Source organism: Marinimicrobium koreense, assembly GCF_003762925.1.
Lineage (GTDB): Bacteria > Pseudomonadota > Gammaproteobacteria > Pseudomonadales > Cellvibrionaceae > Marinimicrobium > Marinimicrobium koreense.
In genome coordinates this window covers 843,320-869,041 of the sequence record NZ_RJUK01000001.1, presented here as the reverse complement: position 1 = coordinate 869,041, position 25,722 = coordinate 843,320, and the positions used below count along the sequence as shown (strand labels likewise).

17 protein-coding genes are annotated in these 25,722 nt (G+C 59.5%); 5 read left to right on the top strand and 12 right to left on the bottom strand.

Translation table 11 applies throughout. The features are described 5' to 3' along the window. Window positions 1-53 precede the first annotated feature (53 nt). From EDC38_RS03720 to EDC38_RS03705, 4 genes are all read right to left on the bottom strand, one after another. Entirely contained in the window at window positions 54-1,163 is a 1,110-nt protein-coding gene (locus tag EDC38_RS03720; RefSeq protein ID WP_123637367.1) for a rhomboid family intramembrane serine protease, read from the bottom strand. Further along, a complete protein-coding gene (locus EDC38_RS03715) occupies window positions 1,163-1,750 on the bottom strand; it encodes a hypothetical protein (RefSeq protein WP_123637366.1) in 588 nt (195 codons plus the stop codon). Before EDC38_RS03715 ends, EDC38_RS03720 begins: the two co-directional genes overlap by 1 nt. 202 nt (window positions 1,751-1,952) lie before the next feature. After that, window positions 1,953-4,229, bottom strand: a complete 2,277-nt coding sequence (locus EDC38_RS03710; protein ID WP_123637365.1) for an ATP-dependent DNA helicase — start codon at window positions 4,227-4,229, stop codon at window positions 1,953-1,955. Further along, entirely contained in the window at window positions 4,222-5,901 is a 1,680-nt protein-coding gene (locus tag EDC38_RS03705) for a VRR-NUC domain-containing protein (RefSeq protein ID WP_211331037.1), read from the bottom strand. Before EDC38_RS03705 ends, EDC38_RS03710 begins: the two co-directional genes overlap by 8 nt. Window positions 5,902-6,086: 185 nt before the next feature. On the opposite strand from EDC38_RS03705, the gene EDC38_RS03700 reads away from it, so the two are divergent. Then, the gene (locus EDC38_RS03700; protein ID WP_123637364.1) at window positions 6,087-9,161 is read left to right on the top strand and encodes a phosphorylase b kinase regulatory subunit alpha/beta; all 3,075 of its coding nucleotides are present in this window, start codon (window positions 6,087-6,089) and stop codon (window positions 9,159-9,161) included. Window positions 9,162-9,189: 28 nt separating this feature from the next. Here EDC38_RS03700 and EDC38_RS03695 read toward each other — a convergent pair whose 3' ends face one another. Both EDC38_RS03695 and EDC38_RS03690 read right to left on the bottom strand, forming a co-directional pair. After that, window positions 9,190-9,744: a hypothetical protein gene (locus tag EDC38_RS03695; protein ID WP_123637363.1), complete on the bottom strand. Its 555-nt coding sequence runs from the start codon at window positions 9,742-9,744 to the stop codon at window positions 9,190-9,192. Further along, window positions 9,731-10,093, bottom strand: a complete 363-nt coding sequence (locus EDC38_RS03690) for an FxsA family protein (protein WP_123637362.1) — start codon at window positions 10,091-10,093, stop codon at window positions 9,731-9,733. The genes EDC38_RS03695 and EDC38_RS03690 overlap by 14 nt, the downstream gene beginning before the upstream one ends. A 215-nt stretch (window positions 10,094-10,308) precedes the next feature. Between EDC38_RS03690 and EDC38_RS03685 the strand changes: the two genes are divergently transcribed. The 4 genes from EDC38_RS03685 to EDC38_RS03670 are packed head-to-tail and all read left to right on the top strand — an operon-like array spanning window position 10,309 to window position 17,059. Next, a complete protein-coding gene (locus EDC38_RS03685; protein ID WP_123637361.1) occupies window positions 10,309-11,421 on the top strand; it encodes an efflux RND transporter periplasmic adaptor subunit in 1,113 nt (370 codons plus the stop codon). Then, on the top strand, window positions 11,421-14,573 hold the full coding sequence (locus EDC38_RS03680; protein ID WP_123637360.1) for an efflux RND transporter permease subunit: 3,153 nt from the start codon (window positions 11,421-11,423) through the stop codon (window positions 14,571-14,573). The genes EDC38_RS03685 and EDC38_RS03680 overlap by 1 nt, the downstream gene beginning before the upstream one ends. Window positions 14,574-14,603: 30 nt before the next feature. Next, entirely contained in the window at window positions 14,604-16,589 is a 1,986-nt protein-coding gene (locus EDC38_RS03675; RefSeq protein WP_123637359.1) for a CASTOR/POLLUX-related putative ion channel, read from the top strand. Beyond that, entirely contained in the window at window positions 16,586-17,059 is a 474-nt protein-coding gene (locus tag EDC38_RS03670; protein WP_123637358.1) for a Dabb family protein, read from the top strand. Before EDC38_RS03675 ends, EDC38_RS03670 begins: the two co-directional genes overlap by 4 nt. A 112-nt stretch (window positions 17,060-17,171) precedes the next feature. Here EDC38_RS03670 and EDC38_RS03665 read toward each other — a convergent pair whose 3' ends face one another. The 6 genes from EDC38_RS03665 to EDC38_RS03640 form a co-directional block, all read right to left on the bottom strand. Beyond that, complete coding sequence (locus tag EDC38_RS03665) at window positions 17,172-17,948, bottom strand: peptidylprolyl isomerase (RefSeq protein ID WP_211331036.1); 777 nt, start codon at window positions 17,946-17,948, stop codon at window positions 17,172-17,174. Window positions 17,949-18,056: 108 nt separating this feature from the next. Continuing rightward, the gene (locus tag EDC38_RS03660) at window positions 18,057-18,905 is read right to left on the bottom strand and encodes an ATP-binding protein (RefSeq protein ID WP_123637357.1); all 849 of its coding nucleotides are present in this window, start codon (window positions 18,903-18,905) and stop codon (window positions 18,057-18,059) included. Window positions 18,906-18,909: 4 nt separating this feature from the next. Beyond that, on the bottom strand, window positions 18,910-19,722 hold the full coding sequence (locus tag EDC38_RS03655; protein ID WP_425462019.1) for an ion transporter: 813 nt from the start codon (window positions 19,720-19,722) through the stop codon (window positions 18,910-18,912). Further along, window positions 19,719-23,342 (bottom strand): ATP-binding protein, encoded by a 3,624-nt coding sequence (locus tag EDC38_RS03650; RefSeq protein ID WP_123637356.1) that lies wholly within the window; start codon window positions 23,340-23,342, stop codon window positions 19,719-19,721. Before EDC38_RS03650 ends, EDC38_RS03655 begins: the two co-directional genes overlap by 4 nt. Window positions 23,343-23,516: 174 nt before the next feature. After that, window positions 23,517-24,227 carry a DUF4194 domain-containing protein gene (locus EDC38_RS03645; protein ID WP_123637355.1) on the bottom strand — a complete coding sequence of 237 codons (711 nt, stop codon included), beginning with the start codon at window positions 24,225-24,227 and terminating at the stop codon, window positions 23,517-23,519. Next, complete coding sequence (locus EDC38_RS03640) at window positions 24,208-25,716, bottom strand: Wadjet anti-phage system protein JetA family protein (RefSeq protein WP_123637354.1); 1,509 nt, start codon at window positions 25,714-25,716, stop codon at window positions 24,208-24,210. Before EDC38_RS03640 ends, EDC38_RS03645 begins: the two co-directional genes overlap by 20 nt. Between the last annotated feature and the right edge of the window lie 6 nt (window positions 25,717-25,722).

Sequence of the window (25,722 nt, the reverse complement as noted above, 5' to 3'; positions counted from 1 at the left end):
GGCACATTTATCATCATAATGCAAGGTTTGAGCTCCCCGTGCCCCGGTGACGGTCAGCTGATGTATTTTGTGCGCCGCAACTTCACCTCTGGTTGGCTGAGCCAGTTCAGCAGCGGATTGTTACGGAGGACCCAAGGGTATAGCAGCCACCCCACCAGAATGCCCGCCAGGAAACCACCCAGGTGCGCCATGTAGGCGACATTGCTCTCGCCCATGATCATCCCGACAATATTGGTCAAGCTCCATACCAGAAAATACCAGTGGGGCGCGACTTTAAACTGCAGGACCAGAATCATCACCGTCAGGCTGGCGCGCCTGAACCACATCATATACAGGCCAAACAGCGCGGCAATGGCACCACTGGCCCCTACCAACAATAGCGGCCCTTGGGCGTTGTCGAAAAAGACCAGTTCGGCCAACGCAGCGAGAACGCCGGCTCCCAGGTAGACGCCCAGGTAGCGCCAGTGCCCCAGTACATCCTCGATATTGTCGCCCACCACCCAGAGGAAATACATATTGCCCGCCAAGTGTAACCAGCTACCGTGCATAAACTGGTGGGAGAGCAACTGACCGACCTGCCACTGAGTGGGTGCATCGGAGTGTAGCCCGAGATAGAGGTAAAGCGTGTTTTCCCACTGGCCGTTCAGTTGGCCGGCGACAAACAGCGAGATGCAGATCGCCATCATGGCGTAGGTTACCCAGGGCGTGCGGTGAGGTTTGAGGTTGTATTCCACCGGCATGCCGGTGAGAAACTGAAACACCATGGAGCGCCAGGTCAGCTGTTTCGACAGGGTCGCCAAGGCACTGTTCAGCTGGGGCGATTTCAAGGCCAGCTCGACCTCCGGCTGGTCCAGCCATACGCCGTCACAGTCCGGGCAGCAGTCAACCTCCACTTCGTACTGCTCCAGCATGTAAAAGCGTTCCATGTTGACATCGCAGCGACGACACAATCGCCCCCCTACCCCGATTCGCTTTCCGAGACTCTGTTCGTGGTCGTAAACGCTGATGTTGTCGTGTTTGTGGGCGATCGCCTGATTCAGCGCCCCATCTTCAAACCATACACCGAGACAGCCATCGCACTGCATGACCGCCTGACGGCCGACGCGGGATTCCAGTAGGGTCTGGTGAAAACAGTTGGGGCAGCGATGCAGTGTAGAGGGCATTAGTGGACGTCCATTCCGGCTTGTTGAAGGTGTTGTTTCAGGGTCGAGGCACTATCCCGAAGGCCCGGGATGGTATCGTCAAGAATCGGTTGTGCGGCTTCGCGTAACTGCTCCGCACCGTATTGGGCACCGATCATTCGGTTGCTCAGGCGGTGATAGATCGACGGCACTTCCCGATAGAACCGCTGAGTGCTACTGAGGTAAATACTGGGGGTTTCAAGCGTGGTTTCGGACTCACCCATAACGGTCCAGACGTACTGATCAAGCGTCAACGGATTCTGTTCAAAGAAACTATGAGATTGAATTCCGCCATCAAGACTCTCCGCGTACGCCTGCACCAGACGGGCATTCGCTTCCAGTTCATTGGCAAGTGATTGGCGCAGGTAGTAATTGCGCTCCAGACGGGTCAGTTCATTGAACTGAATGGCGACTTTCATCCCTTCGGATGAGGCGAGATAAACACCCAGCACGGTGGCCCCGATCATCAGGAACTGGCTGAACCAGAAGCTACCGTGGCGAAGTTCGCCGGGGGTCAGCGGGTTTGAAAGACGCGATGCGAGGCGGCGGAACACGGTCCTTATGGGCACGAAGGTACTCCTACGAAATTCTTTGGCGCCGGGAATTGTGCCAAACTGAGCGGATATTGCCAATCGTTTGAGTTAATGTGTGATGGCGGTCACGAATGGAGGGGGTTGTCGGATTACGCTTCGCTAATCCGACCTACTTGATGCCACTGGAATCTTTCTCGTAGGTCGGATTAGCCGCAGGCGTAATCCGACAAGCTCGCCTTTAGCGTTCCAGCGCCCACCACTCGGGTAACAAACGGCGAATCCTGGGCTGGGCGAAACGGTCGTCGATCAGGTGTATCACTCCCGTGTCATCCTCTCCCCGGATCACCCGGCCGGCGGCCTGGACCACCTTGCGCAGGCCGGGATAGAGGTAGGCATAATCGTAACCCTGGCCAAATTGTTCTTCCAGGCGCTGCTTGAGTTCGTTATTGATCGGGTTCATTTGGGGTAAGCCGAGCGTCGCAACAAAGGCGCCGATCAAGCGTTTTCCGGGCAGGTCGATACCTTCGCCAAAGGCGCCACCCAGGACCGCAAAGCCGACGCCGCTGCTGCGCTCGTTGAACGCGGCAAGAAAGTCCGCGCGAGCGGCTTCGTTCATCTTTCGTTCCTGCGCCCAGGTGGGCACCTCGGGGTGATGATCTCGCAGGTGTTCGTGCACCTGTTGCAGATAGTCGTAGCTGCTGAAAAAAGCCAGGTAATTACCGGGCTGCTGCTCGTACTGTTCGGCAATCAGGTGTGCGATGGGCGCAATGGACCGGGCTCGATCATGGTAACGTGTGGACAGGTTGCGATGCGTATGGACGGTGACCTGTTCGGCGTTGAAGGGCGATGGCATGGTCATGGCCACGACCGTGTCGGGCAGTCCCAACAGGTCGCAGTAATAACCAGCGGGGTTGAGGGTGGCCGAAAACAGGGTGGCACTGTGTGCGCCCTCAAAGCGTGGTTTCAGTTGCGCGGCGGGAATCAGGTTGCGTAGCTGGATCACGGTGCCCTTGCGCTTGCCACCCTTCCCGCTTGGCGGTGGGCGCCACTCGATATCACACAGAAAGTCGCGCTGATCAAACAGCTCGGCGATGCGCAGAAACTGCAGCGCGTCGAAATAAAATTGCATCAGCTCGCTGTCGAGGGCAAAGGGGTGCTCGGCCAGATAATCGGTTATCGCCGCCGCGGTCAATTGCAGTTGACCGATCAGCGGCTCCGGCGGTTCCGTCTGCAACACCAGATCCTGCTCCTCCGGCAAGGCGCGATTGAATTCATTCCAACTGCGATGGAGCGACTCCAGTCGGGACTTCAAGGCCTTGGGGGCCTGTTTTTTGGTGCGCCGAAACCGGTGTTGGTCCAGCGCCGCGGAGTACATGCTTCGGGCGCGCTCGATCAGATTGTGGGCTTCGTCCACCAGCAGTGCGGTGCGCCATTGGTGGGTCTGCGTCAGGGCGTAAAGCATGGCGCTCTGATCGAAGTAATAGTTGTAGTCGCCAATGATGACATCGCTCCAGCGAGCCATTTCCTGACTTAAATAATAGGGACACAGATCGTGGGCCAGGGCAATATCCCGCACGCGAGCCTGATCCAGGCAGCGCTCCCGGGCGGCGGCCTGCCGCGCTTCGGGCAGACGATCGTAAAACCCCTTGGCCAGTGGGCAGGAGTCGCCGTGGCAGGCTTTATCCGGGTGCTCGCAGGTTTTCTCCCGCGCGACCAGTTCGAGCGTTCTCAGCTCCGGCAGGTCCAGCGTCTGTAAGGCGTCCAGAGCCAACTGACGGCCCGGGGTTTTCGCCGTGAGGAAAAAGACTTTATCCAGTGACTGCGTCGACAACGCTTTGATCAGGGGGAATAGCGTCCCCAGGGTTTTCCCGGTGCCCGTCGGCGCCTCCGCCAGCAGGCAGCGACCGGTGGCGGCGGACTGATAAACCGCTTCGGCGAGGGGCCGCTGGCCGGACCGAAAATCGTGGTAGGGAAACTGAAGTTCTTCGGCGGACAGGTTGCGCCGCTCCCGGTGTGCGAGCTCCTGCTCGGCCCAGAGGATGAACGCGTCGCATTGAGCCTCAAATTCGGCCTTCAGATCCTCCGCCGACCAGTGTTCGGTCAGATGGTGTTCCTCCTGCCGAACAATATCGAAATACACCAGGGCCAATTCCACCGACTCGAGCCCCTGGGCTGCGCACAACAGAGCGCCGTAGACTTTGGCTTGCGCCCAGTGCAGCGCCCGGTGATTGTCGGGAATCAGATTGAGATTACCGCGAAAGGTTTTGATTTCCTCCAGGCGGCCTTGCTCGGGGTCATAGCCGTCCGCCCTGCCCCGCACCGTCAGGTTTTGGTATTCGCCTTTGAGGGTCACCTCTGCCCGGTAGTGGTCCGGGCGTCGACGCGTCACCCAGAGGTGACCTTCCATTCCCTCTCGGGCACTGGGGGACGGGGTAAAGCGCATGTCCAGGTCGCCGCGTTTAGCGGTGAATTCGCACAGGGCGCGGACGGAAACCGTATAGGTGGTATCAGTCATCCGCCGACTCACTCCAGCGGACATAACAGACGGACACGGGCATCTGGTGTTGCCTGAAAAACGCCAGCCAACGCTTCTGATTGTCCTGCAGGCGATCCCCGGGGCCTTTGACTTCAAGCAGGTGATAGCGACGCTCATCGGGCCAGAACTGGATCAGGTCCGGCAGGCCGGCGCAGTTGGCTTTGAGGTCCTGCAGGAAACGCTGAAAACACAGAGCCAGGTGTTTGGCGGGAATGCACTCCAGGGCCTGGGTCAGCTGCTCTTGGTCGAGGGCGCCCCAGGCGACAAAGGGGGACTGTCGTCCGGCCTTGCGCTCAAAGTTGTCGAGAATGGTCTGTCGGTACGCGCCGGTGGTCAGCTGTGCCATCAAGGCGTCGAAACGGTCCGCGCGGCGCTCGACAAAATCCGGCCAGTAAAGATCCGCCGGCCCCCGCTGAAATGGATGGAAGAACGCCCCCGGTAAGGGCTCGAAGATGGCATCCCACATCAGCAGACCGAACAGGCCGGTCAGTAGCGTATTTTCAGCGTAGTACACCGGCGTTTCCGGGGTACTCAGGTATGCCGCCACGGCGCGCTCCACCGATGGGTCCTGGGGCAGGATCAAATGGAGCTCGGGCACTTCGGGCGGCGCTGTCCGGCGCTGACGCTCTCCGGTCAGGGTGCGTTTCAGTCGCGGCAGCAGCCGTTCCAGTTGTTGCCGCTCGGCCTCGCTTTCGGGCGCCTGCTGTGCCGCCTGGGCCAACTCGAAGGCGGTTTCATGGTACCCCAGGCGTTCCAGCACCCGGAGTAGTCGACCGCGGGCACCGGGATAGGACGAGCGCTGGTAGCTGTCCCGGGCCCGTTCCAATTCTCCGGTGCGCTCCCAGTGGCGCGCCATTTTGAACAACAGGCGGTGATAGTGGCGGGCCAGCCAGGGTTGCTCCTCTGGTTCCGGCGGCAACTGTTCGAGAACCGCTTCCGGCGACTCATCCTCGTGCCACTGCTGGCGGCATTCGAGCAGTTGCCAGAAGGTCTCTAACTCGGTGCGCTTATGCACCGGACGGGAGCGCTCATCAAAGGTCACGGGTTCGTACTGGTACAGACCCAGCTCGGTCAGGACAAACTCGGACCAGCCCTGGTAGCCGTTGCCGAAAAACAGCCAGCGCAATCGATCGCATTGGGGCATGACCGTCAATTGCACCAGGGCCTGTGGCGCCAAGCCCCAGCTCGACGCCAGTCTCGGCTCTAAATCCTCTGGCTCCAGCTCGCCCCTGAGTCTGTCCAGGGCTTCACTCTTGCGGGCCGTTGGCGGTATACCATGGGCCTCCAACCGGTTTATAAATACGGTTTTCAACGAAGACCAGGTGAACAACCGGAATAAGGTTTCCAGGCTGATCTGCGGGTCCTCAACCAGCCATCCCAACTGCTGCAGTGGGGCGGACGCCTTGGAGAAGGGTTCAAGCTCCGGGTACTCGAGCGTTTCCGGCCGGAACAGGTCCCCTTTGCGCATCACCATGCGCACCAGCAGGCCACGACTGGCCTCGGGCAGCGCCAGGGCCTGGTCGATAAAGGCCAGTTCGGCCGGCGGCAGCAGGTCGCCGTAGCGCTGTCGCACCCAGCCGAGTACCCACTCGAAGTTACGCAGGTAGTAGAGCGGATCGTCCAGCGGTGCGGGTGTAAAATTCAGTGTCACGGATACCTCAGTGAAACTCCTGCCCCGGATCGGGTCGGAGCGGCTTGGGCACGGAATATGCTGTGTTTACCCGGTGCGTGTCAATTAGGCCCGGGGATGAAAAATTGTCATATCAACGGTTCAGTTCTACTCATATAATGACAGCATGCTCCCCTTGCCTGCTCAACGCGGTGTAAAGCAACCCTATGAAAAACAAGTCAGTATTGAACCAGCTGTTTCAGGATATCGATACGGTGATCCTCAGCCGGCAACACCCGGTCACCGGGCTGCTGCCGGCCAGCACCAGTGTAAACCATCACGGAGACTACACGGACGCCTGGGTGCGGGATAATGTCTACTCCGTTGTCTGTGTCTGGGCCCTGGGTATGGCCCTGCGCCACGCCGGTGACCGGGACCGTAGCGACCAACTCGAACAGGCGACCATCAAGCTGATGCGCGGACTGCTGCAATCCATGATGCGTCAGTCGGACAAGGTCGAAACCTTCAAGTCGTCCCTCGACCCGTTGGATGCATTGCACGCCAAATACGATACCGCCAGTGGCCTGACGGTGGTGGCCGATGACGCCTGGGGTCACTTACAGATTGATGCCACCTCACTGTACCTGCTGATGCTCGCCCAGATGACCGCCTCGGGCCTGCGGATTGTCACCACCTTCAGCGAAGTGGATTTTGTTCAGAACCTGGTGTACTACATCTCCAGCGCCTACCGCACCCCGGATTACGGTATCTGGGAGCGCGGCAACAAAATCAACAATGGCAAAACCGAAATCAACGCCAGCTCGGTGGGTATGGCAAAGGCCGCGCTCCAGGCGCTGGACGGTTTCAACCTGTTTGGTCCCACCGGGCCCAAACGGGCCACCATTCATGTGGTGGCCGATGCCATTTCCCTGGCGCGCACCACGCTGGCGTCTCTGTTGCCCAGAGAGTCGGTTTCCAAAGAGGTGGACAGCGCGCTGCTGAGCATCATCGGCTTTCCCGCCTTTGCGGTCAGCCGGGAAAAACTGGTCACCCGGACCCGGGATGAAATTCTGGGTAAACTCGGTGGCCACTACGGCTGCAAGCGGTTTATCTGGGATGGTCACCAGACTGTGCTGGAGGAAACTTCACGCCTGTACTACGAGCACTCGGAACTGGCGAACTTTGAGCATGTTGAGTCCGAGTGGCCGCTGTTTTTCACCTATCTGTACATTCAGGCGCTGTTCGACGGCAATGAATCCACCGCGCAACACTATCGGGACAGGCTGGAATCCCTGATGGTAAACGTGGATGGCATCGGACTGTTACCCGAGCTGTACTATCTGCCGGACGATCGGGTCGCGGCGGAAAAGAAACAGCCCGGTTCCCAAGAGCGGGTGGCCAACGACAATGTACCGCTGGTCTGGGCCCAGAGCCTGTATTGGACCGGCCTGATCATGCACGAAGGGCTGCTGGAGCCGGATCATCTGGACCCACTGTCACTGCGTCGGCGAGCCACCAAGTTCATCAAGTCGAACATCGCCTTGGTGGTGCTGACCGATAACGAAGTGACCAAAGGCATTCTCTCTGAGCACGGGGTGATCGCCGAAACGCTCCAGGAAATTCAGCCACTGATTGCCCTGCCCGCCCCCGAGCTGGTCAAGGCCTATGGCCAGGTTGGCGCCAACCCGGCACTGAAGTTGACAGGGCGTCCAGCCCGACGCCTGCAGAGCCTGGCCAGCTCCCAGACCTATCAGATCAACGGCAAGGTCTATTTGACACTCTCCTGGCTGCAAAGCGAAGAGGAAGATTACCGCCTGTACGATGCTCAGTGGTTCAGCGAAAGCCTCGCCCAGGAAATCGAGCATATTCGCAAGCACTGGATCAATCAGGAAGTCGCCGTTTTCACCTTATTGATGACCCACGAACTGTGTCAGATGCCTCAGATCGAGTCGCTGTTCGAAGCGATTCGCTCCCTGCAGTTGCGCACCGAGCATGACCATGTCGGCTATGCCTCGGCCAATCTGGCCTATCGCGCTTCTCGCGTGAATGCCCTGAGTATTCGGGATGTTGAGTTGGAACCCCTGGCACCTCGCGATTGCTCGCGCTGCCTGGATCAGTGGGACGACCTTGCGCCGGAAGCCCAGACCATATGGGATTCTCTGACCCAGCTACCGGAAATCGAGCTGCAAAAGCAGCTCGCCGGTTTTCTTCACAAGCGTGACCTGGACGCCCTGGTCGGCCAGCATGATGGCGAGCCGGTGACTTTGCAGCAGTGGCTGGAAATGCTCTACCGGCGAACACGGGAGCTGAATCAATGGCTGATGGCCCGCTACTGTTTCGCGGCACTGAATCGTTTTCACAGCGATCTCGCCGGTAGTCTATCGGTGCTCGCTATGCGCCACCTACTGGTGGTATTGGGAGACAAAAAACGCGAATTTATAGTCAGCGCCCACCTCAGTAATGACGAGCTGATGGAGGGGGTATCCCGGACCTACAAGGACCCGGTAGAGCGGACCCTGGCCCAGGAAATGCTCGCCCAGATCGGCACCCTGGTGCGCACGCGTCCGGAGCTGTTTGACGGGCTGCGCTCCATTCATCTGCACAACTTCATGCAACTGTGCCTGCGCCAGGGGCGAATCAGCGATGACTACTGTTCCCTGGACGAGTTGGGCGTGCTGCCGCCGTCGACCGTGACGCAGCGGCTGATTGACATACTGACCTACCAGCGGCGGATTTTCACCGAGGAAGTCCAGTTAAGCAAACCCGAGCCCGGTGCCCTGCCGCGCAGCGCCGCCGAGCAGTTCCATGCGCTGGACGCGGACTGGTTTGAATGGCGCCTGGCACGCGGTCTGGTGACACGGCTGGACAATGATTTTCTCAGGGCCATCTGGCAGAGTCTGGCCCACGCCGTCACCCTGGAGTTCGGCGACCGGGACAGTGAGGAGTCAACGCTGGAGTGCGAGCTGGTGCGCAGTTCCATGACTTCGGGTGAGGAAAGTTTTGCCCAGTTGATTGACCGCCTGACCCAGCAGTTGCATCCGGCCTACTACAAAACGGCGGTGGTGGAAGCACTGTCGGCCTTCACTCATTACTGCGAGGCGAATCCCGAGGCCTATTTTGAGCAGCCGGTCGTGTTCAGTCAGGTGCTGGAAGCGGCGGCACGGCAGTACGTTGCGGAGAAGGATCACGCCAAACCGGGCACCCGGGATATTGATAATCTACTGGAGCAGTCGCCAGAGGTCTTGCAGAGCTATGTGAATCAGGTTCTGGCGGAACTGGACAGCGCCACCCAGCCTGCCTGACAGGCCGGGGTGGCACCCAAGTCACCCCTTAGCGGAATACATCATCCTCATCTTCGGCGTAGTAGCGCCCCGGGGTGATATCGGAATAGGTCAGGCGCTGGGCCTTGAGTCGATCGACGTCGCGCGCGATCTGCTCGATCATTTCCCGGGTTTCTCCCCGGGTGACCGCTTCGCGCATGGCATTGCCCCAGATGGACAACTGCCGGGTACGCACCTTGCGGGTCTCGGCGTCCTTCGACCATTCACTGGCGATGAAACGCCCGGCCTCGTACAGCTCCGCTTCGAGCTCGGCGCGCTCGTCCGGATCCTCCACTTCGGCCAGAATGTCCGGCACCAGGTCGCTCCAGCCCTGCGGATAGAGCTTCCAGCCTTCATAGAAGCGGGTAATCCAGACCAGATACTCCTCCCGGGACTGGACCGCCTGATTGCGCTCATCCGCCGCGTACAGTGCCTCAAAATCCGAGCGGGGCGGTATATCTTCGGGCCAGGCGTTGCGGCTCACATCCGGCTGGAACAGCGCGCAGCCAGACAGCACGCCGAGTACCAGGGCGATGACCAGCCCCTTGGCGCTATGAGCGATCATGGCGGTCGCTCTCGGAGGAGGATTTATCAACGGAATAGTCACCCTCGATCACATTGCCCCGGTTGCCGGAGCCGGGACCATGGCCACCAGCTCGCCGGGCGGCCTGCTCAGCCTGGGCGCGCATCTGTTCGGTGCGCTTGCGAAAGCGCCGGCGCAGCAGCGGCATGGCCAGCCAGCCCACCAGCAAAAATACCAGCGCTATGACCAGGCCAATAAGCATCAGAAGGCCAAACACCACCCAGGCCAGAAATAGCTTGGGGCCTCGCCACCGAGAGCTGGACTGGGCCTTTTCTCGCCATTGTTGGGCGGCGCGCCAGGCGGCGTTCCGGCGGTCGTACTGATCGTTCATACTGCGGTTTCCGTAATTCTGGTACCAGGGTGCGGAGGACTGGCCCTCGACGGCGCCACAGCGCCCGCACCGGGAAGCATACCCTAGCATAAAGCCGAGCAAAACGCCCCGCTCTGCGCGGGTTTGACGACAAATCTTAACGCGGTGGATATTTGCGCCGCTTCCCTCAGGCGGTATGCTGGATCGCATCGAAGGAACTCAGGAGACAAACCGGTATGACTATGATCGCCTCCCCTCGCCCATTGTATGGCCTGTTACTGCTTCTGGCGGCGTCCTGGACCTCGGCCCAGGAGCCGCCCAGAGTCGAGGCGGTTCGGGTGGTTGAGCGGCCGGTCATCGAAACGGTTCCCCTGACCGGCTCGGTTACCGCCGAGCAGCGATCGCTGCTCTCGCCCCAGGTGGCCGGGCTGGTGTCCCGGCTGGCCGTGGATGCCGGGGACAGGGTCGAGGCTGGGGATCTGCTGCTGGAGCTGGATTCCGAGCTGGTCAGTATCGATCGGGATCAGGCCGCCGCAGACCTTGCCAGCGCCGAGGCGCAGTGGGCCGACAGCGAGCGGCAGCTCAATGAAGCCCGATCGCTGCGCGATGGCGCCATTGCCGCCAGTGACATTCGGCGCCTGGAAGCGGAGGAGCGGGTCAGCCGGGCCAATCGCGATGCCGCCCGGGCCCGACTGAATCGCCTGGAGGCGGAACTGGAGCGACACCAGCTCAGAGCGCCTTTCAATGGTGTGGTCAGCTCTCGTCAGGTGGATCTGGGCGAGTGGGTGTCTCCCGGCAACCCGCTCATGGAGCTGGTGGCCAGTGCGCCACTGCGGGTGCATTTCCAGGTGCCCCAGCGGTACTTCCCGAGGGTCAGCGAACAATCCAGCCTCTCCCTACGGTTTGACGCCTACCCCGACACCGAAGTCATCGGACGGGTGCATCGCAAGGTGCCACTCAGCGAGACCGGCGCACGAACGTTTCTGTTGCGCGTGACACCGCCAGACGATGCACCGGAGTTGATTCCCGGCCTGTCCACCTCGGGGCTTCTGGAGCTCAATACCGACCGTACCGGGCTCGCGGTACCGCGTGACGCCCTGATCCGCTACCCGGATGGCCGGGTCAGTGTCTGGGTGATTACCGAAGCGGAACAGGGGCAAGTCAGCGGGGTACGCGAGCAACAGGTCACTCCGGGAATCAGTGCCTCTGGTTGGGTGGAGATCCGCTCGGGTCTCTCGTCGGGCGATGTGGTGGTTACCCTGGGTAATGAAGCCTTGCAGGAAGGCCAAAACGTTGTCCCCGAGCGCATTGCAGAGAGTCACGCGAATGACCAGGGAGGGAGACGCTGATGTTTTCCTGGGTTGTTCGCCACGGCATTCTGGTCACCGTCACCGTTCTGATCATCTGCGTACTCGGTATCCTGGCCGCGCTGCGCATTCCGGTGCAGATGATTCCGGACCTGGAAGTCCGTACCATTTCCATTCGTACCAGTTGGCCCGGCGCCACGCCCCAGGATGTGGAGAAGGAGATCCTGATCGAACAGGAGGAGTACCTGAGGAACATTCCCTACCTGGTGGAAATGCAGAGCAGTGCCGATTTCGGTTCGGCCCAGATCGAGCTCGAGTTTCCATTTGGGGTGGACATCAACGAAACCCTGATCCGCGTCAATAACGCCCTGACCCAGGTCCCTTCTTACCCGGAAAACGTCGACGAGCCGAGTGTCTACGCCACGTCGTTTTCTTCCAACGCGTTCATGTATTTCAGAATCTCCCCGCTGGAGGGCAATCCTCGGGGATTGGACATGGACATGATGCGTGATTTTATCGAAGACAATGTCCGGCCGCGTATGTCCGGCGTGCCCGGGGTATCTGAAGTCAACGTCGGGGGTGGCGCCGAACGCCAGATCCAGATTCACCTGAACCCCGAGCGTCTCGCGGAGCGGGAGATCACTCTCACGCAAGTGCGCGATGCCATCCGCGAGCGCAATCGGGACCTGTCCGGCGGTGAAGTGGAAAGCGGCAAGCGACGCTACCTGCTGCGCACCATGGGTCGCTTCGAAGATCTGGAGGATCTGGAAAACCTCATCCTCGAGCGCCGGGGGGACAGCATCACCCGACTGTCCGATGTGGCCGACGTCGAACTCGATCACTTCAAAATTCGCCAGACCTCTTACGTCAACACCCGTCCCGTCATCAGTCTGTCGGTGCGCCGGGAGAGCGGTTCCAACGTGATTGCCATCAAGGACGCCATGATGGCCGAGGTGGAAAACATCAACCGGGACCTGCTCAACCCGGAAGGCATGGAACTGGCCCTGACCGCTGATGATGTGGTGTATGTGCAGGCCTCGGTGTTCAATGTCTGGAAAAACCTGATTCTTGGTGCCCTGCTGGCAACCGGGATAATGTACGCGTTCATGCGTTCGTTTCGGGCCACTGCGCTGGGTGTGGTGGGTATTCCCATCTGTACCATCGCGGCTTTCCTGGGGCTGTTGATCGCGGGCCGGACCATCAACGTCATTTCCCTGGCTGGGGTCGCCTTCGCCATCGGCATGACCCTGGACAACAGTATTGTGGTGCTCGAAAGCATCGAACTCGAGCGTCGCAAAGGGCTGAAGAAACTGCAGGCCGCCGTTGCCGGGGTCCAGAAGGTCTGGCCGGCGGTGTTGGCCTCTACCCTGACCACAGTGATGGTGTTTCTGCCGGTAGTGTTTATCGCCGAAGAGGCGGGACAACTCTACTCGGATATTGCGATCGCCATTTCCGCATCGATCCTGGTGTCCATGCTGGTGGCGATTACCGTCATCCCCACCGCTAGCGCCCGGCTGAAATTTGAAGGCGCCTCCGGTGGCGACGAAGCCCATCCGCTTCAGCAGCGGATCACCCGGCAAATTCACTGGCTGATCGAAACACCCCGGCGGCGTATCAGTGCCATTGTCGCCACCATTGTGATCAGTGGTGCCATTGTGTTGTTCCTCACACCGCCAGCGGAATACCTGCCCGAGGGTGAAGAGCCGAAAACCTTCGCCTCCATGAATGCCCCGCCGGGTTATAACCTTGAAACCATGGAAGCCATCGGCATGGAGCTTCAGGAGTATTTCATGCCTTACGTGGACGATGAGCCGGAAGCCTTCGAACGGGGTGAAACCGAGGTACCGGCGATGAAATACATCAACTTGGGTATTTCGCCCCAGAGCCTGAGGATCATCACCGAATCCAAGGATCCCGGGCAGATCGAGGAGCTGATGGCCGCCCTGGTCAAGCAATACGAAACCTATCCCGGAATGCGGGCATTTGCCGCGCGCGGTTCGATCATCAGCAGCAACGACGGCGGCACGCGCAGCGTCAACCTGGATATCTCCGGGCCGGATCTGGCCAGCCTGTTTCAGGTGGCGCAGGCCGCCTACGCGCGCGCTGAGGCCGTGTTTGACAACCCGAGCATCCAGACCCGCCCTTCCAGTCTATCCCTGGCCCAGCCGCTACTGGAAATCCGCCCCGATTGGGATCGGGCGGCGGAGCTCGGCCTGACTACCGAGGACATCGGCTTCTCTGTGTCGGCGCTGACCGACGGAGCTTTTGTGAATGAGTTCTTCCTCGCCGATGACAAAATCGATATCTACCTGTACAACCAGCTGGGTCCCGGCGCGGACCTGGATACGCTTCAGGATATCGCCGTCTTTGTGCCCGAGCGCGGTACCCTGCCCCTGTCCGATTTCGCCCGGATGGAGGAAACGGTGGATACCAGTAGCATTCGCCGGCTCGACGGCAGCCGTACCGTAACGCTGAACATCATCCCACCCCGCTCAGTCGCCCTGGAGACCGGTGTCGAGCGCGTGCGCGAAGACGTCGTAGGCTATCTGCAGGAAAATGGGCAGGTGCCCACGGGGGTGACGTTGAATATTTCCGGGGCGGCCGACCAGTTGGACGCCACCCGGGAGTCTCTGAGCAGCAACTATCTGGTCGCGCTGTTCATTGTCTATCTGCTGATGGTGGCCATCTTTACCCATTGGGGCTATCCGCTGCTGATCATGACCACCATTCCGCTGGGCATTGCCGGCGGGATTGCCGGGCTCGCCTTGCTCAACCTCTTGGGTAGCGCCACCTCGGCGCTCGGCCTGGGCGGCATCAGTCAGCCCTTCGATATGATCTCCATGCTCGGCTTTCTGATTCTTATGGGCACCGTGGTCAATAACCCGATTCTGATCGTTCACCGTGCCATCAGTAACCTCAAGGAGGAGGCCATGGACTCGGTCGATGCGGTGCGCGAAGCGGTCAGCTCGCGACTGCGCCCCATTGCCATTTCCACCATTACCACCATTGTCGGGTTGGCACCCCTGGTGTTCCTGCCGGGCGCCGGCAGCGAGCTGTACCGCGGGGTCGGGGTGATCGTTATGGCGGGCATTATCGGCGCCACACTGGTGACGCTGACCATGCTGCCTTCGCTGACCGTCATGGTTCTGAATTGGACTGAGCGCAAAAACCGGTATACTGGCAGCCCTCACTGATGCACTGAGCTCGTCGGGACAGGAGCTGCCATGCTGCCACTGCGTTTTATAGACCGGGTCAAATTTTTTGTTGAGCGCCAGTTCGTCAAAGGCGCCCTGTTTCAGTTGCTGGTGGTGGGTGCAATCATCGCCCTCATATCCATTACCGGCGGCCTACTGGCGTTCCCGGCCGGCGAAGGCGAAGACGTCGGTGACGCCGTCTGGTGGGCGTTTCTGCGCCTGACGGACCCGGGCTATCTGGGCGATGATCAGGGCTCCTGGCTGCGCTTTGTGTCGACGATTCTCACGGTCAGTGGCTATGTGGTATTCATGGGTACCCTGGTGGCCATTCTCACTCGCTCATTGATCGCCCGGATGACCGCGCTTGAGCGGGGCCTGACGCCAGTGGCCTTTCGGAATCATGTGGTCATCATTGGCTGGAACAGCCGCACCCTGCCCCTGATCAGAGAGCTTTTGAGTGCCTCCGGGTCGATGCGCCAGCACCTGTTGGGGCACGACAGTTCCCGTCTCAAACTGGTGGTGTTGGCAGAGGATATGTCGGCGCTACAGGCTGAAGAACTGCGCGCCGAGCCGGGCATCGGTCGCAAAGCCAGGCAGATTGTGCTGCGCTCCGGCAGTGCTCTGCAGCCCGATGCCCTGCATCGGGCGGCCTGTCTGAACGCCGCCGCGGTCATCATTCCCAGCGATTCCCACGAACTCAACAGTCTGGTCAGCGCCGATGTAGAGACCATCAAGGCACTGATGTCATTGGATGCTCTGGCCCGCAGGCAGAATGTCACCCGGCCATTTGTCGTGGCGGAAATCCAGGACCTGCGTAAGCTGCCCATTGCCCGCCGCGCTTATTCCGGGCCCCTTCAGGTGGTCCCAGGGGATGCCACCATTGCCAGCCTCATGGCCCAGAATCTGATTCATCCCGGTTTATCAGAGGTCTACAATGAGCTGCTGACCGATCAGAGCGGTAACGAGTTTTATGTCCGCAGCGGCGAACATTTTGCCGGTGATTCTCTCGCGTCCATCGCCGTGCGCTGTCCACGTGCTGTGATCTGCGGATTGCTGCGCCGCGAAGAGGAACACTGGCGTGTGCAGTTGAATGCTCCTTCGGACACCGTCGTAACCGAGACGGATAAAGTCGTGTTCATTGCTCCGGAATTCAATGATACCCAGCCACTCAAGGCTTCGGGGTACCGGCTGAATCCGCTTGAGCGCAAAGCGCTGGATGACAAGCATAAACCCGCCAACCGCCTGACCAAAAAGAAAGTGTTGATTCTCGGCTGGAACGATCGCCTTCCCGCATTGGTGCACGAGCTGGGCAGTTATCGCCAGTATCGGTTTGAGTTGGACATCGTCTCAATACTGCCGGCTCAGGAGAGGGAGAATTTCATTGATCGCTACCACATGGGCAGTATCAAAGCGCAATGTCGCCATATCGAAACCGACTTCATGCAGGAAGGCGAGCTGTATGACATTGAACCCGCCCAGTATGACAGCATTGTTCTGACCAGCAGTGACCGGGTAAACAGTGGTGAAGAGGCCGACGCCCGTGCCATCGTCGGACAGAGCATTCTCGAAGAGCACCTGAAACAGACCGATGATCCGCCGCAACTGCTGGTGGAGCTGAGTGATCCGGACAATGCCATTCTGCTCGGGCATCAGCGTGGTGAAACCATCATCAGCCCGCTTATTCTCAGTCATCTTCTGGCCCAGGTGGCCTTGCGTCCGGAGCTGCGCCTGGTGTTTGATGAACTCTTCACTGAGGGTGGCGCTGAGATCTATTTCCGACCAACCGGGGATTACGGCATCAAGGGCTCCCTACCCTTCTGGAAGCTCGAAGCGCTTGTCGCCGAGCGTGGCGAAACGGCGCTTGGGGTTTATTATCACGAGTCGCATCAAGGACGCAGATTGCAATTGAACCCGGAGCGGGACGCGGCATGCAACCTTTCACCACAAGACTGGTTGGTCATCCTGACCGATACCGGCCTTCATAAAAACCTCCCAAAAGGAGCACAATCACAATGAAAGATCTCTCCAATCGTCGGCAATTCATCACCGGTGCAGCGGCTTTGGGCGCTGCGGCCATGCTGCCATCGGCTCAGGCCCACAATCACGGTGAAGAAAAGCAGCAGGGTGACCACGGTCATGGCCATCACAAACACCACAAGCACGGAGCCGTGGCGATTCCGAAGCTGACCCATACGGTGTTTTTCTGGTTGAAGAATCCGGAATCGACGGAAGATCGCGATGCCCTGATCGCGGGCCTGAAAACCCTCAAGGACATTGAAACTGTGCGCGGCATTCACATCGGTGTGCCGGCCTCAACGGAAAAGCGGGACGTGGTGGATAACAGCTACCAGGTATCCGAGCTGTTGATGTTTGATGATGTCGAAGGTCAGAATGCCTACCAGGTGCACCCGATCCACCAGAAGTTTGTGGAGGAATGTTCGCACCTGTGGCGCAAGGTCACGGTGTTTGATTCAATTGAAGTGTGAAATCTCGGAGCTTGATTGTCGGGTTACGCGCTGCGCGCTAACCCGACCTACGAAGGACTTCGCTGCTTTCCGGTAGGTCGGGTTAGCGCGAAGCGCGTAACCCGACAAAGTTTCAACTCACCAAAACCTTCCGCAAACCCAACAACCCCAGCATCAACGTCAACCAGCCCATGGCACCACCGGAGCTGCCACCGGATTCCTTGTCTTCCACGGAATCGATCAGTGTATTGGGAACCGGATCCAGGTCGGCTGCTGAGTTCTCCGCATCGTCAATGATGCGCACGGACAGCAGGTTCACCAGATGGGTGGAATCGACTTCCACATCGTTTTCCAGCTCCTCTTCGCCATAATTGCGCAACGGCAGATTGGTGAACGCGCCCTGCAGATTGAAACGGGGCAGCTCGGCAATGTCCTCCAGAACGGACATACCGCTGATCACTTCGCCGAACACGGTAAAGCCGCCGTTCTGTACGTCCAGGTTTTCGTGATTGTTCTCGAGGTTGAAAAACCACTGAGAGGTCGCGCTGTTTGGATCAGTGCCCAGCTTGGCCATGGCAATAGTACCTTGCCGATTGGACCACTCGGGTTCATTGATCACCGGGTCACCGGTCTCAATGCTCTTCACATCGCCACTGTCTTCGATGTATCGGAAACCGCCGCCCTGGAGGATGAACTCGGGCACCAGGCGATGAAAGAATGTATTGTCGTAAGCGCCGGACTCCACATAAGACAGAAAATTTTCGACGGTCTCCGGGGTACTTTCATCGTACAGGTTGACCTGAACATTACCCAGCTCGGTCTCGAATTCAACAATGGTCGCCAAGGCTGAGGTACTGGAGAGCAGCGCCGCCGTTGCCAGAGCACCGGCTGCCATAAAAGGTTTGAACATGGGGGATTCCTTACAGTTGGTCGTTATGTCAGCCACTCTAGCAAAGCCAGGGCCACGATTCTGTAACCTTTTGTAGAGGGCTGTTAACAGTTTGTAATGTCGCTTGCGTCAGGCGGGGTCGACATGGTCCCGGGCAAACTGCCAGGCAACCCGGCCGCTGCGAGCACCCCGGGTCCGGTGCCACAGCAAAGCTTCCGCTTCCACGTCTTCATCCCAGTGTCCGCCCAAGGCTTCTACCCAATAGCGGGCGGCGGCTAGGTACTCGGTCTGGCTGAACGGATAGAAGCTCAACCACAAACCGAACCGGTCCGACAGTGAGGTTTTCTCTTCAATGCTGTCGCTCGGGCGAAGTTCGCCCTCCTCATAACTGACATCCAGGTTGTCGCGCATGGTCTGGGGCAACAGGTGGCGCCGGTTGGAGGTGGCGTAAAACACAATGTTTTCCGCCGGAGAGGCAATCGACCCATCCAGCGCCGATTTCAGGGCCTTGTAACTGATATCACCTTCCTCGAAGGACAGGTCATCGCAGAACACAATAAAGTGCTCCGGCCGCTCTTCGAGCAACACCAGAATATCGCTCAGGTTTGGCAGGTCGGCCTTGTCCACCTCGACCAGTTTCAGATCCTGATCGGAAAAGGTATTCCAGACGGCCTTGATCAGGGTGGACTTCCCGGTACCGCGGGCGCCGGTGAGCAGCACATTGTTGGCCGGCTTGCCCTCTATGAAGCGTCGGGTGTTGCGCACCAGGGCCTCTTTATGGGCATCGATATTCTGCAGGGCCTCCAGCGCCACCCGATGCGGGTGGCGCACCGCCTGCAGAAATCCCCGACCGTTGGCAGTGCGCCAGCGAAAGGCCTGGGCGGTCCAGTCAATCGTCGGGTCAGTGGCAGGCAGCAAACGCTCCGCCCGGTCGAGGAGCTGATCGAGACGATCAATGATGGAATCCATTGTGGCCATGAGGTTACTCCTGAGGTGTTCGGGGTCGGCTCGACTGACGCACCAGATCCTTCAACTCGCGCAGCTCATTCTGCAACTCCCGCAAGGTCGGCTCGCCCTCTTCCTGGCGCTCTTTGCGGTGCTGCTCGTCCAACACGTTCACGACGATCCCGATGATCATGTTCAGAAACGCGAAGGCCGACAGGAAAATGAAGGTCACGTAGAAGACCCAACTGAACGGGTAATCCGTCATGGTTTCATACATTACATCGGTCCAGTCTTCAAAGGTCATGATCCGGAACAGCGTCAACATACTGATGGCGATATCGCCCCAGAGCTCCTCATTGACGCTGGCAAAGAACATGCTGCCGATGGCGGCGTAGATATAGAAGATGATGAACATCATCAGCGCCACATAACCGAGCTGTGGCAGGGCTTTGAGCAGGGAGATGAGCAACGTGCGCAGCTCCGGGATGATGGACACCATACGCAGCACCCGGAACACCCGCACCAGGCGGCCCACCAGGGCCAGTTCGCTGTCTTCAATGGGGATCAGGCTGACGACCACGATGGTGGTGTCAAAGATGTTCCAACCGGACTTGAAAAAGTCCCGCTTGCGGGGCTCCCCGAGGAAACGGATGGTAATTTCCACCAGAAAGAAGATGGTGATAAACCAGTCGGTGATGACAATCGCGTTGGAGATCAGCGGCGGAATATCATAGGTCTTGGCCCCGATGACCAGGGCCGAGAAGATGATGATGCCCACCACAAACAGCTCGAAGGCTTTGTTGGTACGCAGTTGGTTGAACCGGGATTGTAGAGTATCGTTTGATATCATTCGACTTCTTCCAGAAAATCCAACTCCGCCTGCTGGCGAATCGTCTGGCGGTGGTTTGCCATCAATTCCTGAATCCGCTCCCGGTCGCACTCCTGTCGATCCAACACCACCCGGGTCTGCAACTCCCCTACCCGCTCGCGGGTGGCGCACTTGCTGAACACAAACTGGTTGGAAATCAGCTCCAGGAACGGACCGGATTTACTGCTGGGCATGATGAACAATAACTGCAGCCCCAGGCTCTCGGTCAGGTAGTGAATGACCTCCCGCGAGCGGTGTTCATCCATTTTGGAGAAGGCCTCATCCACCAACACCATCCTCAAATGGCTGTTACCCTCGCCAAAGCGGAACGCCGAGGTAATGGCCGCACTGCGGATGATATACGCGGGCGTCTCCAATTGGCCACCAGAACCGGTCCCGTACTGGCTTAGAGCAATGGGCTGCTTGCCCTCCGGCTCCTTGTAGATTTCGTAGCGGCGGTAATTCCGGTAATCCGCGATGCGCTCCAGATCCCTTAGCGCCTTCTGCTCGTCCTCATCCAGCAGCATGGTCATCAGCCGCTCGCGCACTTTCTGATGCTTGGGTTCAAGCTCGATATCAAACAGGGTGGCACCGTCGCCGAGACTGGGATTATCGATAATCGCCTTGAAAAACTGCCAGTACTCTTTGAATTCCGGCACCCACTGCCAATCAAACCGGAACCGCTCCCGGTCCGCACCGAAACGGTGGTGCTCCAGCTCCCGGTTAAGGTCCTCCAGTACCCGCTTGCCATCATTGATGGCTTGGTAGATCGAGTGACAGAGGTTGGTGACAAACGCATTGTTGAAGCTGTCCCGCAGGGATTGCAGTTCGCTGTGGCGCTGGGCCAGGATGTGGTTCTTGTCCCGGTTGTACAGGCTGTCGAACTGGCGGCGTAACTGGCAGATGCGGGCAAAATTCTCCCGTCCGAACTCGTCGCTGAAGTCCAGTTCCAGCGCGAAGGCGTCCGCCGGGCGGCACTGCTGATTGTGATGCAGCACGCTCTGCTGCAGTTTGTGCAGGGCACTTTTCAACTCGCCCTGCACGTCCGCGAGACGGGCCTCATAATAGCGGGCCTCGCGCAGATCCTCGTCGACCTCAGCCAGCCGCGCCTCGGCATCGAACCCCGGCGCGAGCGCATCCAGGCCTTCCAGGCTCTGTTCGCACTGCTCCACCACGGCCAGAGTCTGGTCCTGATCCCGATCCAGAGTCTGGCAGCGACTGTCGATATTCTTCAATTCCGCCAGCAGGTTGGCTCGCTCTTCGTTCAATGCCCGTGCCTGAGCCGCCTGCTCATCCACCCGCCCCTTCAACGCCTGGAGCTCCTCTTCCAGAGCCTCACCGGCGCTCAGGTCGAGCTGCTCGGCCTGCTGCTCCAACGACTGCAGGCGCCGCTGGGCGCTGAGCATGGTCTGCAGGCAGTCGCCATGCTCGGGGACACGCAGTCCGTCCACGGCGGCCAGCAGTTGTTGCGCCTCGACGGCAAGATCCCGGCTTGCCTGCCATTCACGGGTCAACGCTTCCTGCTCCTGTCGGCGGGCCGCCAGGGCGCGCTCTCGGGCGCTCTGGCCGAACACCAGATCGCTGTCGGCAATATCGCAGCGGAACAAGGAATAATTTCCCGAGCCCAGGCAGTCCCGTGTGACCCCGCGACGGGTATTGCGCAGCGTATCCGCATCCGGTACCCGCTGCACTGAGCCGTAGCTCGCCTTCAGGTATTGCTCGGCGGTGTCGTGGTTGAACTGCATCACTTCCACCACGCTGCCCTGAGGCAAGGCACCCAGCTTTTCATTATCCCGCCGGGCCTTGTGGCCTTGAATCACCCGGGCCTTCTGACCGACGCCACTCAGGGAGCGAACCAATCGAATGGCATCGGCCTCATAATCCGGGTCCACAATCAAACCAAAACGGGCGCCCCCCAGATAGCCTTCGATGGCGGACTGCCACTCCGGGTCGGTCACCTCCACCTGATCGCACAGCACCCGGGCATCGGCTTCGGGAAGCTGCTTGTGAAGTTCCGCCAACGCCTGTTGCACGTAGGGCGGATAGCTCACTTCCCGGGCTTCCAATGCGCCCATTTCCCGCCCCAAACGCTCGGTTCGTGCCTGTACCTGATCGCAGGCCTGCTGGCGCTTGTCGCACTCGCGCGCCAGGCGATCCCGCAGGTTGGCATTACCCTCTTCACTCTCAAACCAGTCTGCCCACCACTGCCGGTGCTGCTGTTGTTGCGCCAGGGCCTGATCAAGGCGCGATTCCAGTGGGCTGATGTCAATCCAGTCCCGGTTGAGCAGCTCATGGGCATCCAGCCGGGAATCGTCTTCGGCAATGGCTTTGAGGCGGGCGTTGCGGGTTTTATCGGCCAACTCCGGCAACACCAGCGACAGGGATGTGCGTCGCAAGCCGTCGTGCAAGACTTTGGCACTCTCGCGATTGCGATCGACTTTCTGCAGTTGTTCCAACAGCTTCGGCACCGTCGCGTCCAGCCGCTGCTCCTCCGCCTTGCGCTCCTGGGCGAGCTGGTCTTTTTCCCGCAACCCGGGAATGCCCAGGCGTCGGGTGTTGAGATCCAGCAACTGTTGCTGCAGGTCATCCCGGCGCTGCTCGCTCAATTCGATGGCCTGCCGGTTCGCTTCCACCGACTCGCGCTGGGTCTGCTGCTTACGCTTTTCGGTCAGGTAGCGGTTCTGGCAGTCGTTGTAGCGGCGCCGGGCCAGGCCGTAGTGCAGCAATTGCCAATCGAGCCATTGATCGACAAAGTGACCGGCCGTAAGCCGGCCTTGATTGAGTCGCTCGATCGCTTCGCGCAGTTGTCGGGCATCCGCTTCCATACCGTGGATACGTTTCAACATGGCGGATACCGAGCGGATTGCTTCACCCAGGTCGCGCGGTTCCAACACTTCGTTGGCAACAAACTCGTCGATCCCTTTGATGGGTTTGTAGGCCATAAAGCGGGAGAAGGCCCTGGCGGCGTTCATCGCCTCCCTTTCGGACACGGCATCCTGCCGGTCCCGGATCAGACCATACAGTCGACCCAGGTAGGCTTTTTTCTTGTCATACTTCTCCACGGACTCGGGGCCGAACTGTTTCCGCAACAGGCCATACGCCCGGTCCAGGGGCAGCACATAGCGGCCACCGGTATCGCTTTTCAGTAAATCGGATAGCCCGAGCTGAACGCCCGGCAATAACATGAATTGCAGCTCGTCCAGGCGCGCGACCCGTTGCTGGCCGGAGCCTTCCAGGTGGGCGCGCATTCCGATCAGTGCGGTGAACGGCTCACTGGCTTCTCCCGGGGTCGGGTAAAACACCGCACCGAGGTAACCATCACAACCTTCGGGCCGCGCGTAGGCACCGTCGTCACAGCCGAGTACGTAGGAGGCGAGCGTGCGCACCTGCTTGCCACCGCGCCCGCGCTGGCTGGCTTCGTCCTGCCCGGGGTTGAAATGGAACAGGTTGTCGTGGGCGGCGGTCATGATGGTCTGAATGGCATCCGCCGCAGTGGTTTTACCCGAACCATTCCCTCCGGAGAAGAGATTGATCGGGCCGAATTCACATTCGGTATTGGGGATGTTGCCCCAGTGGATGTAGATGAACTTCTTCAGATACATAAATCAGGTCTCACCAAGTGCGTCTTGGTTCTTGTTCGGTCATGTGGCTGGGGTTACGGCAAGTTTGGGTTACGGCGGATGCGGCCTTTGGCCTTATCCGCCCTACGCGGACTGCCGTGGTTTGCGTAGGGCGGATAAGCGCAGCGCATCCGCCGTAACCCACCTCGGCCGCCATCACCGCTCCCCGGAAAATATCGATGCGCCTTCCGGTTCGGCCTCGCCGGACACCTCCGCGGTCGGCGCTTCGGCTTCAATGTCATGCCGCAAATTATCCAGCCACTCGTTGTTCACCAGGTTCACAATCAAAGGCCGCACCTTGATCCAGCTATCGGTCTGCTCCAGATCCGCCTCCTGGGCGTAGTGAATCAGCCGCAACTGACGCAACCGGCGGAACAGCTGACGGCGCTCCGCCATGGCTTCGGGCAGGCTGCGTTGCAGGAGGTTCTTACTCGCCAGCGCCACCGCTTCCAGTGACAGGGTCGCGCAGCCCTGTTCGTCAATCACACCATCGCGCACCGCCTTGTCATACTCGGCGCGTAAAATCAGCACGAGGGCGATTTCCGCCTGATTCAGGCGGGTGCGAAAACCGCCGTTAAACGGCTCGTCACTTTCATCTTCAATGCCGGGCACTCTCGCACCGGGCGGGATCAGGCGGACAAACTGAAAGCGCGTATCGTGTTGCAGACGAACCCCCATCAGGCTGAGGTAGTCATCCACCAGGGCTTCAATGCGCTCAAAGCGATCGTACAGCTCGGCTTCCACCTGACTGTCGTCTCGGCACAATACGCCGTAATCCAGCAGTCGCTGAATCAACTCCCGCCACTCCTTTAGCGTCAGGTTGTGAGACTCCAGGGCCCGTTCTAGGCTATCGGTCAGAGGGCTCATTGGCATCCTCGGTCAGTTCAATAATGTATTCGTCGCGGTGGGTGAAGAAATCACCCTCGGTAATGCGCGGACTTTCCGCCAACCAGGCCTCATCCTGACGCACCCGAAAACCGAACTCGGAGGACAGGTTGGCCGCCGCTCCCACTTCGGTGGCCCGCGCGAGGCTCAATAGCTCGGGTAGACTCACCGCGGTCAACGACCGGCTGCTGACCTGGCCCTGTTCGTCCAGCGCCTGTTGTACGTAGGCACGCACGTCCTTGCCCTGCAGCGAAAACGCCTGCTCAAGAGCTTGTTGAATATACAGTTGTCTTTGCGCGTCCCGGTCCAGGGGCTGATCATCGTCCAGGTCACTGCGAATGGGGGCCCGGGCGCGTCGCTCACGCAGCACCAGTTGGCCTGGGTCGATATAGCGCAAGTGCAGTGCGGACCAGTCTTCTCCGTGACGCTGCAACAGTTCGTCCTGTCGCTCGCGAGGTTGCGCCGCCAACAACTGACACAGCTCCAGGGCGCCGTCACCGCTCTGGGCATGAATATAGCTTAGCTGGCGGATGATGATATCGGCCCGCTGGGTAAACGTATTCAGGGCCTTGCGCAGGGCCGGCAACATCACATCGCAGGCATTTTTCAGTCGCGTCTCGATGGTCTGCAGCAGGGTTTCCAGTAGCGAGCTACCCGGCACCACCCGTTGCGGCAAGAGTGCTCGCAGGCGCAACTCCATCACCGCGCGCCAGTCTTTCTCGGCCGTTTCGGGGTCGCCTTCGCCGTATTTGCGTTTGCGCCGAATGCGGCTGATGATCCGGGCCACCTGGTCCCGGTATTTCTCTACGCTATCGGCGGACAGCCGGACTTCCAGATCGGGTTTGAAGACTTTTTCCATAAAGTCGAAAAATTCATCGCTGGCCTGTTGCACCAACTGCCGGGCTTCGACATCGCGGACCAACTGCCGCTTACGTTCTTCCAGCTCTGCAATCACATCGGTGAAGTCGCTGATGATCCGCTCGGAGTATTCGTAGGCATCCAGCAGGTCGTGGACTTCGCCGCGATCCAGAAAGGCCTGGAGACTGTTGCGGGTATTGCGGGTGTTACGGTGCCGGGTGCGAAAGTCATTGTGCTGGTTGGCTGCAAAGGGCTGAGTAAACAGCCGTCCCATGCGGGAAAAGCCGTAGCTGCTCTGCAGGTTGGCATCATCTACCCGACGCTCCAGCCAGCCGGCTTCGAGCAGTCGATTGACAATAAAACCGGCCAGTTCCCGTTGGGTTTTGAAGCGCCCCTCGCTGTCACCGGGCTCGTCGCGACTGTCCAGAACCGGAGTGCGGGCTATCGCTTCCTTGAAAATATCCAGCAGCCCTTCCCGATTCAGGCCTGCGCCATAATCCCGCAGATCGGTGTATAGCCGTTGGTACAACAGACGCAGGCATTCCGCGACCACTTCACGGTACTTTCCCGTCAGCGGATTGAAGAAATGGGGACGTTCGTCGGTGAAGAACATTCAGCA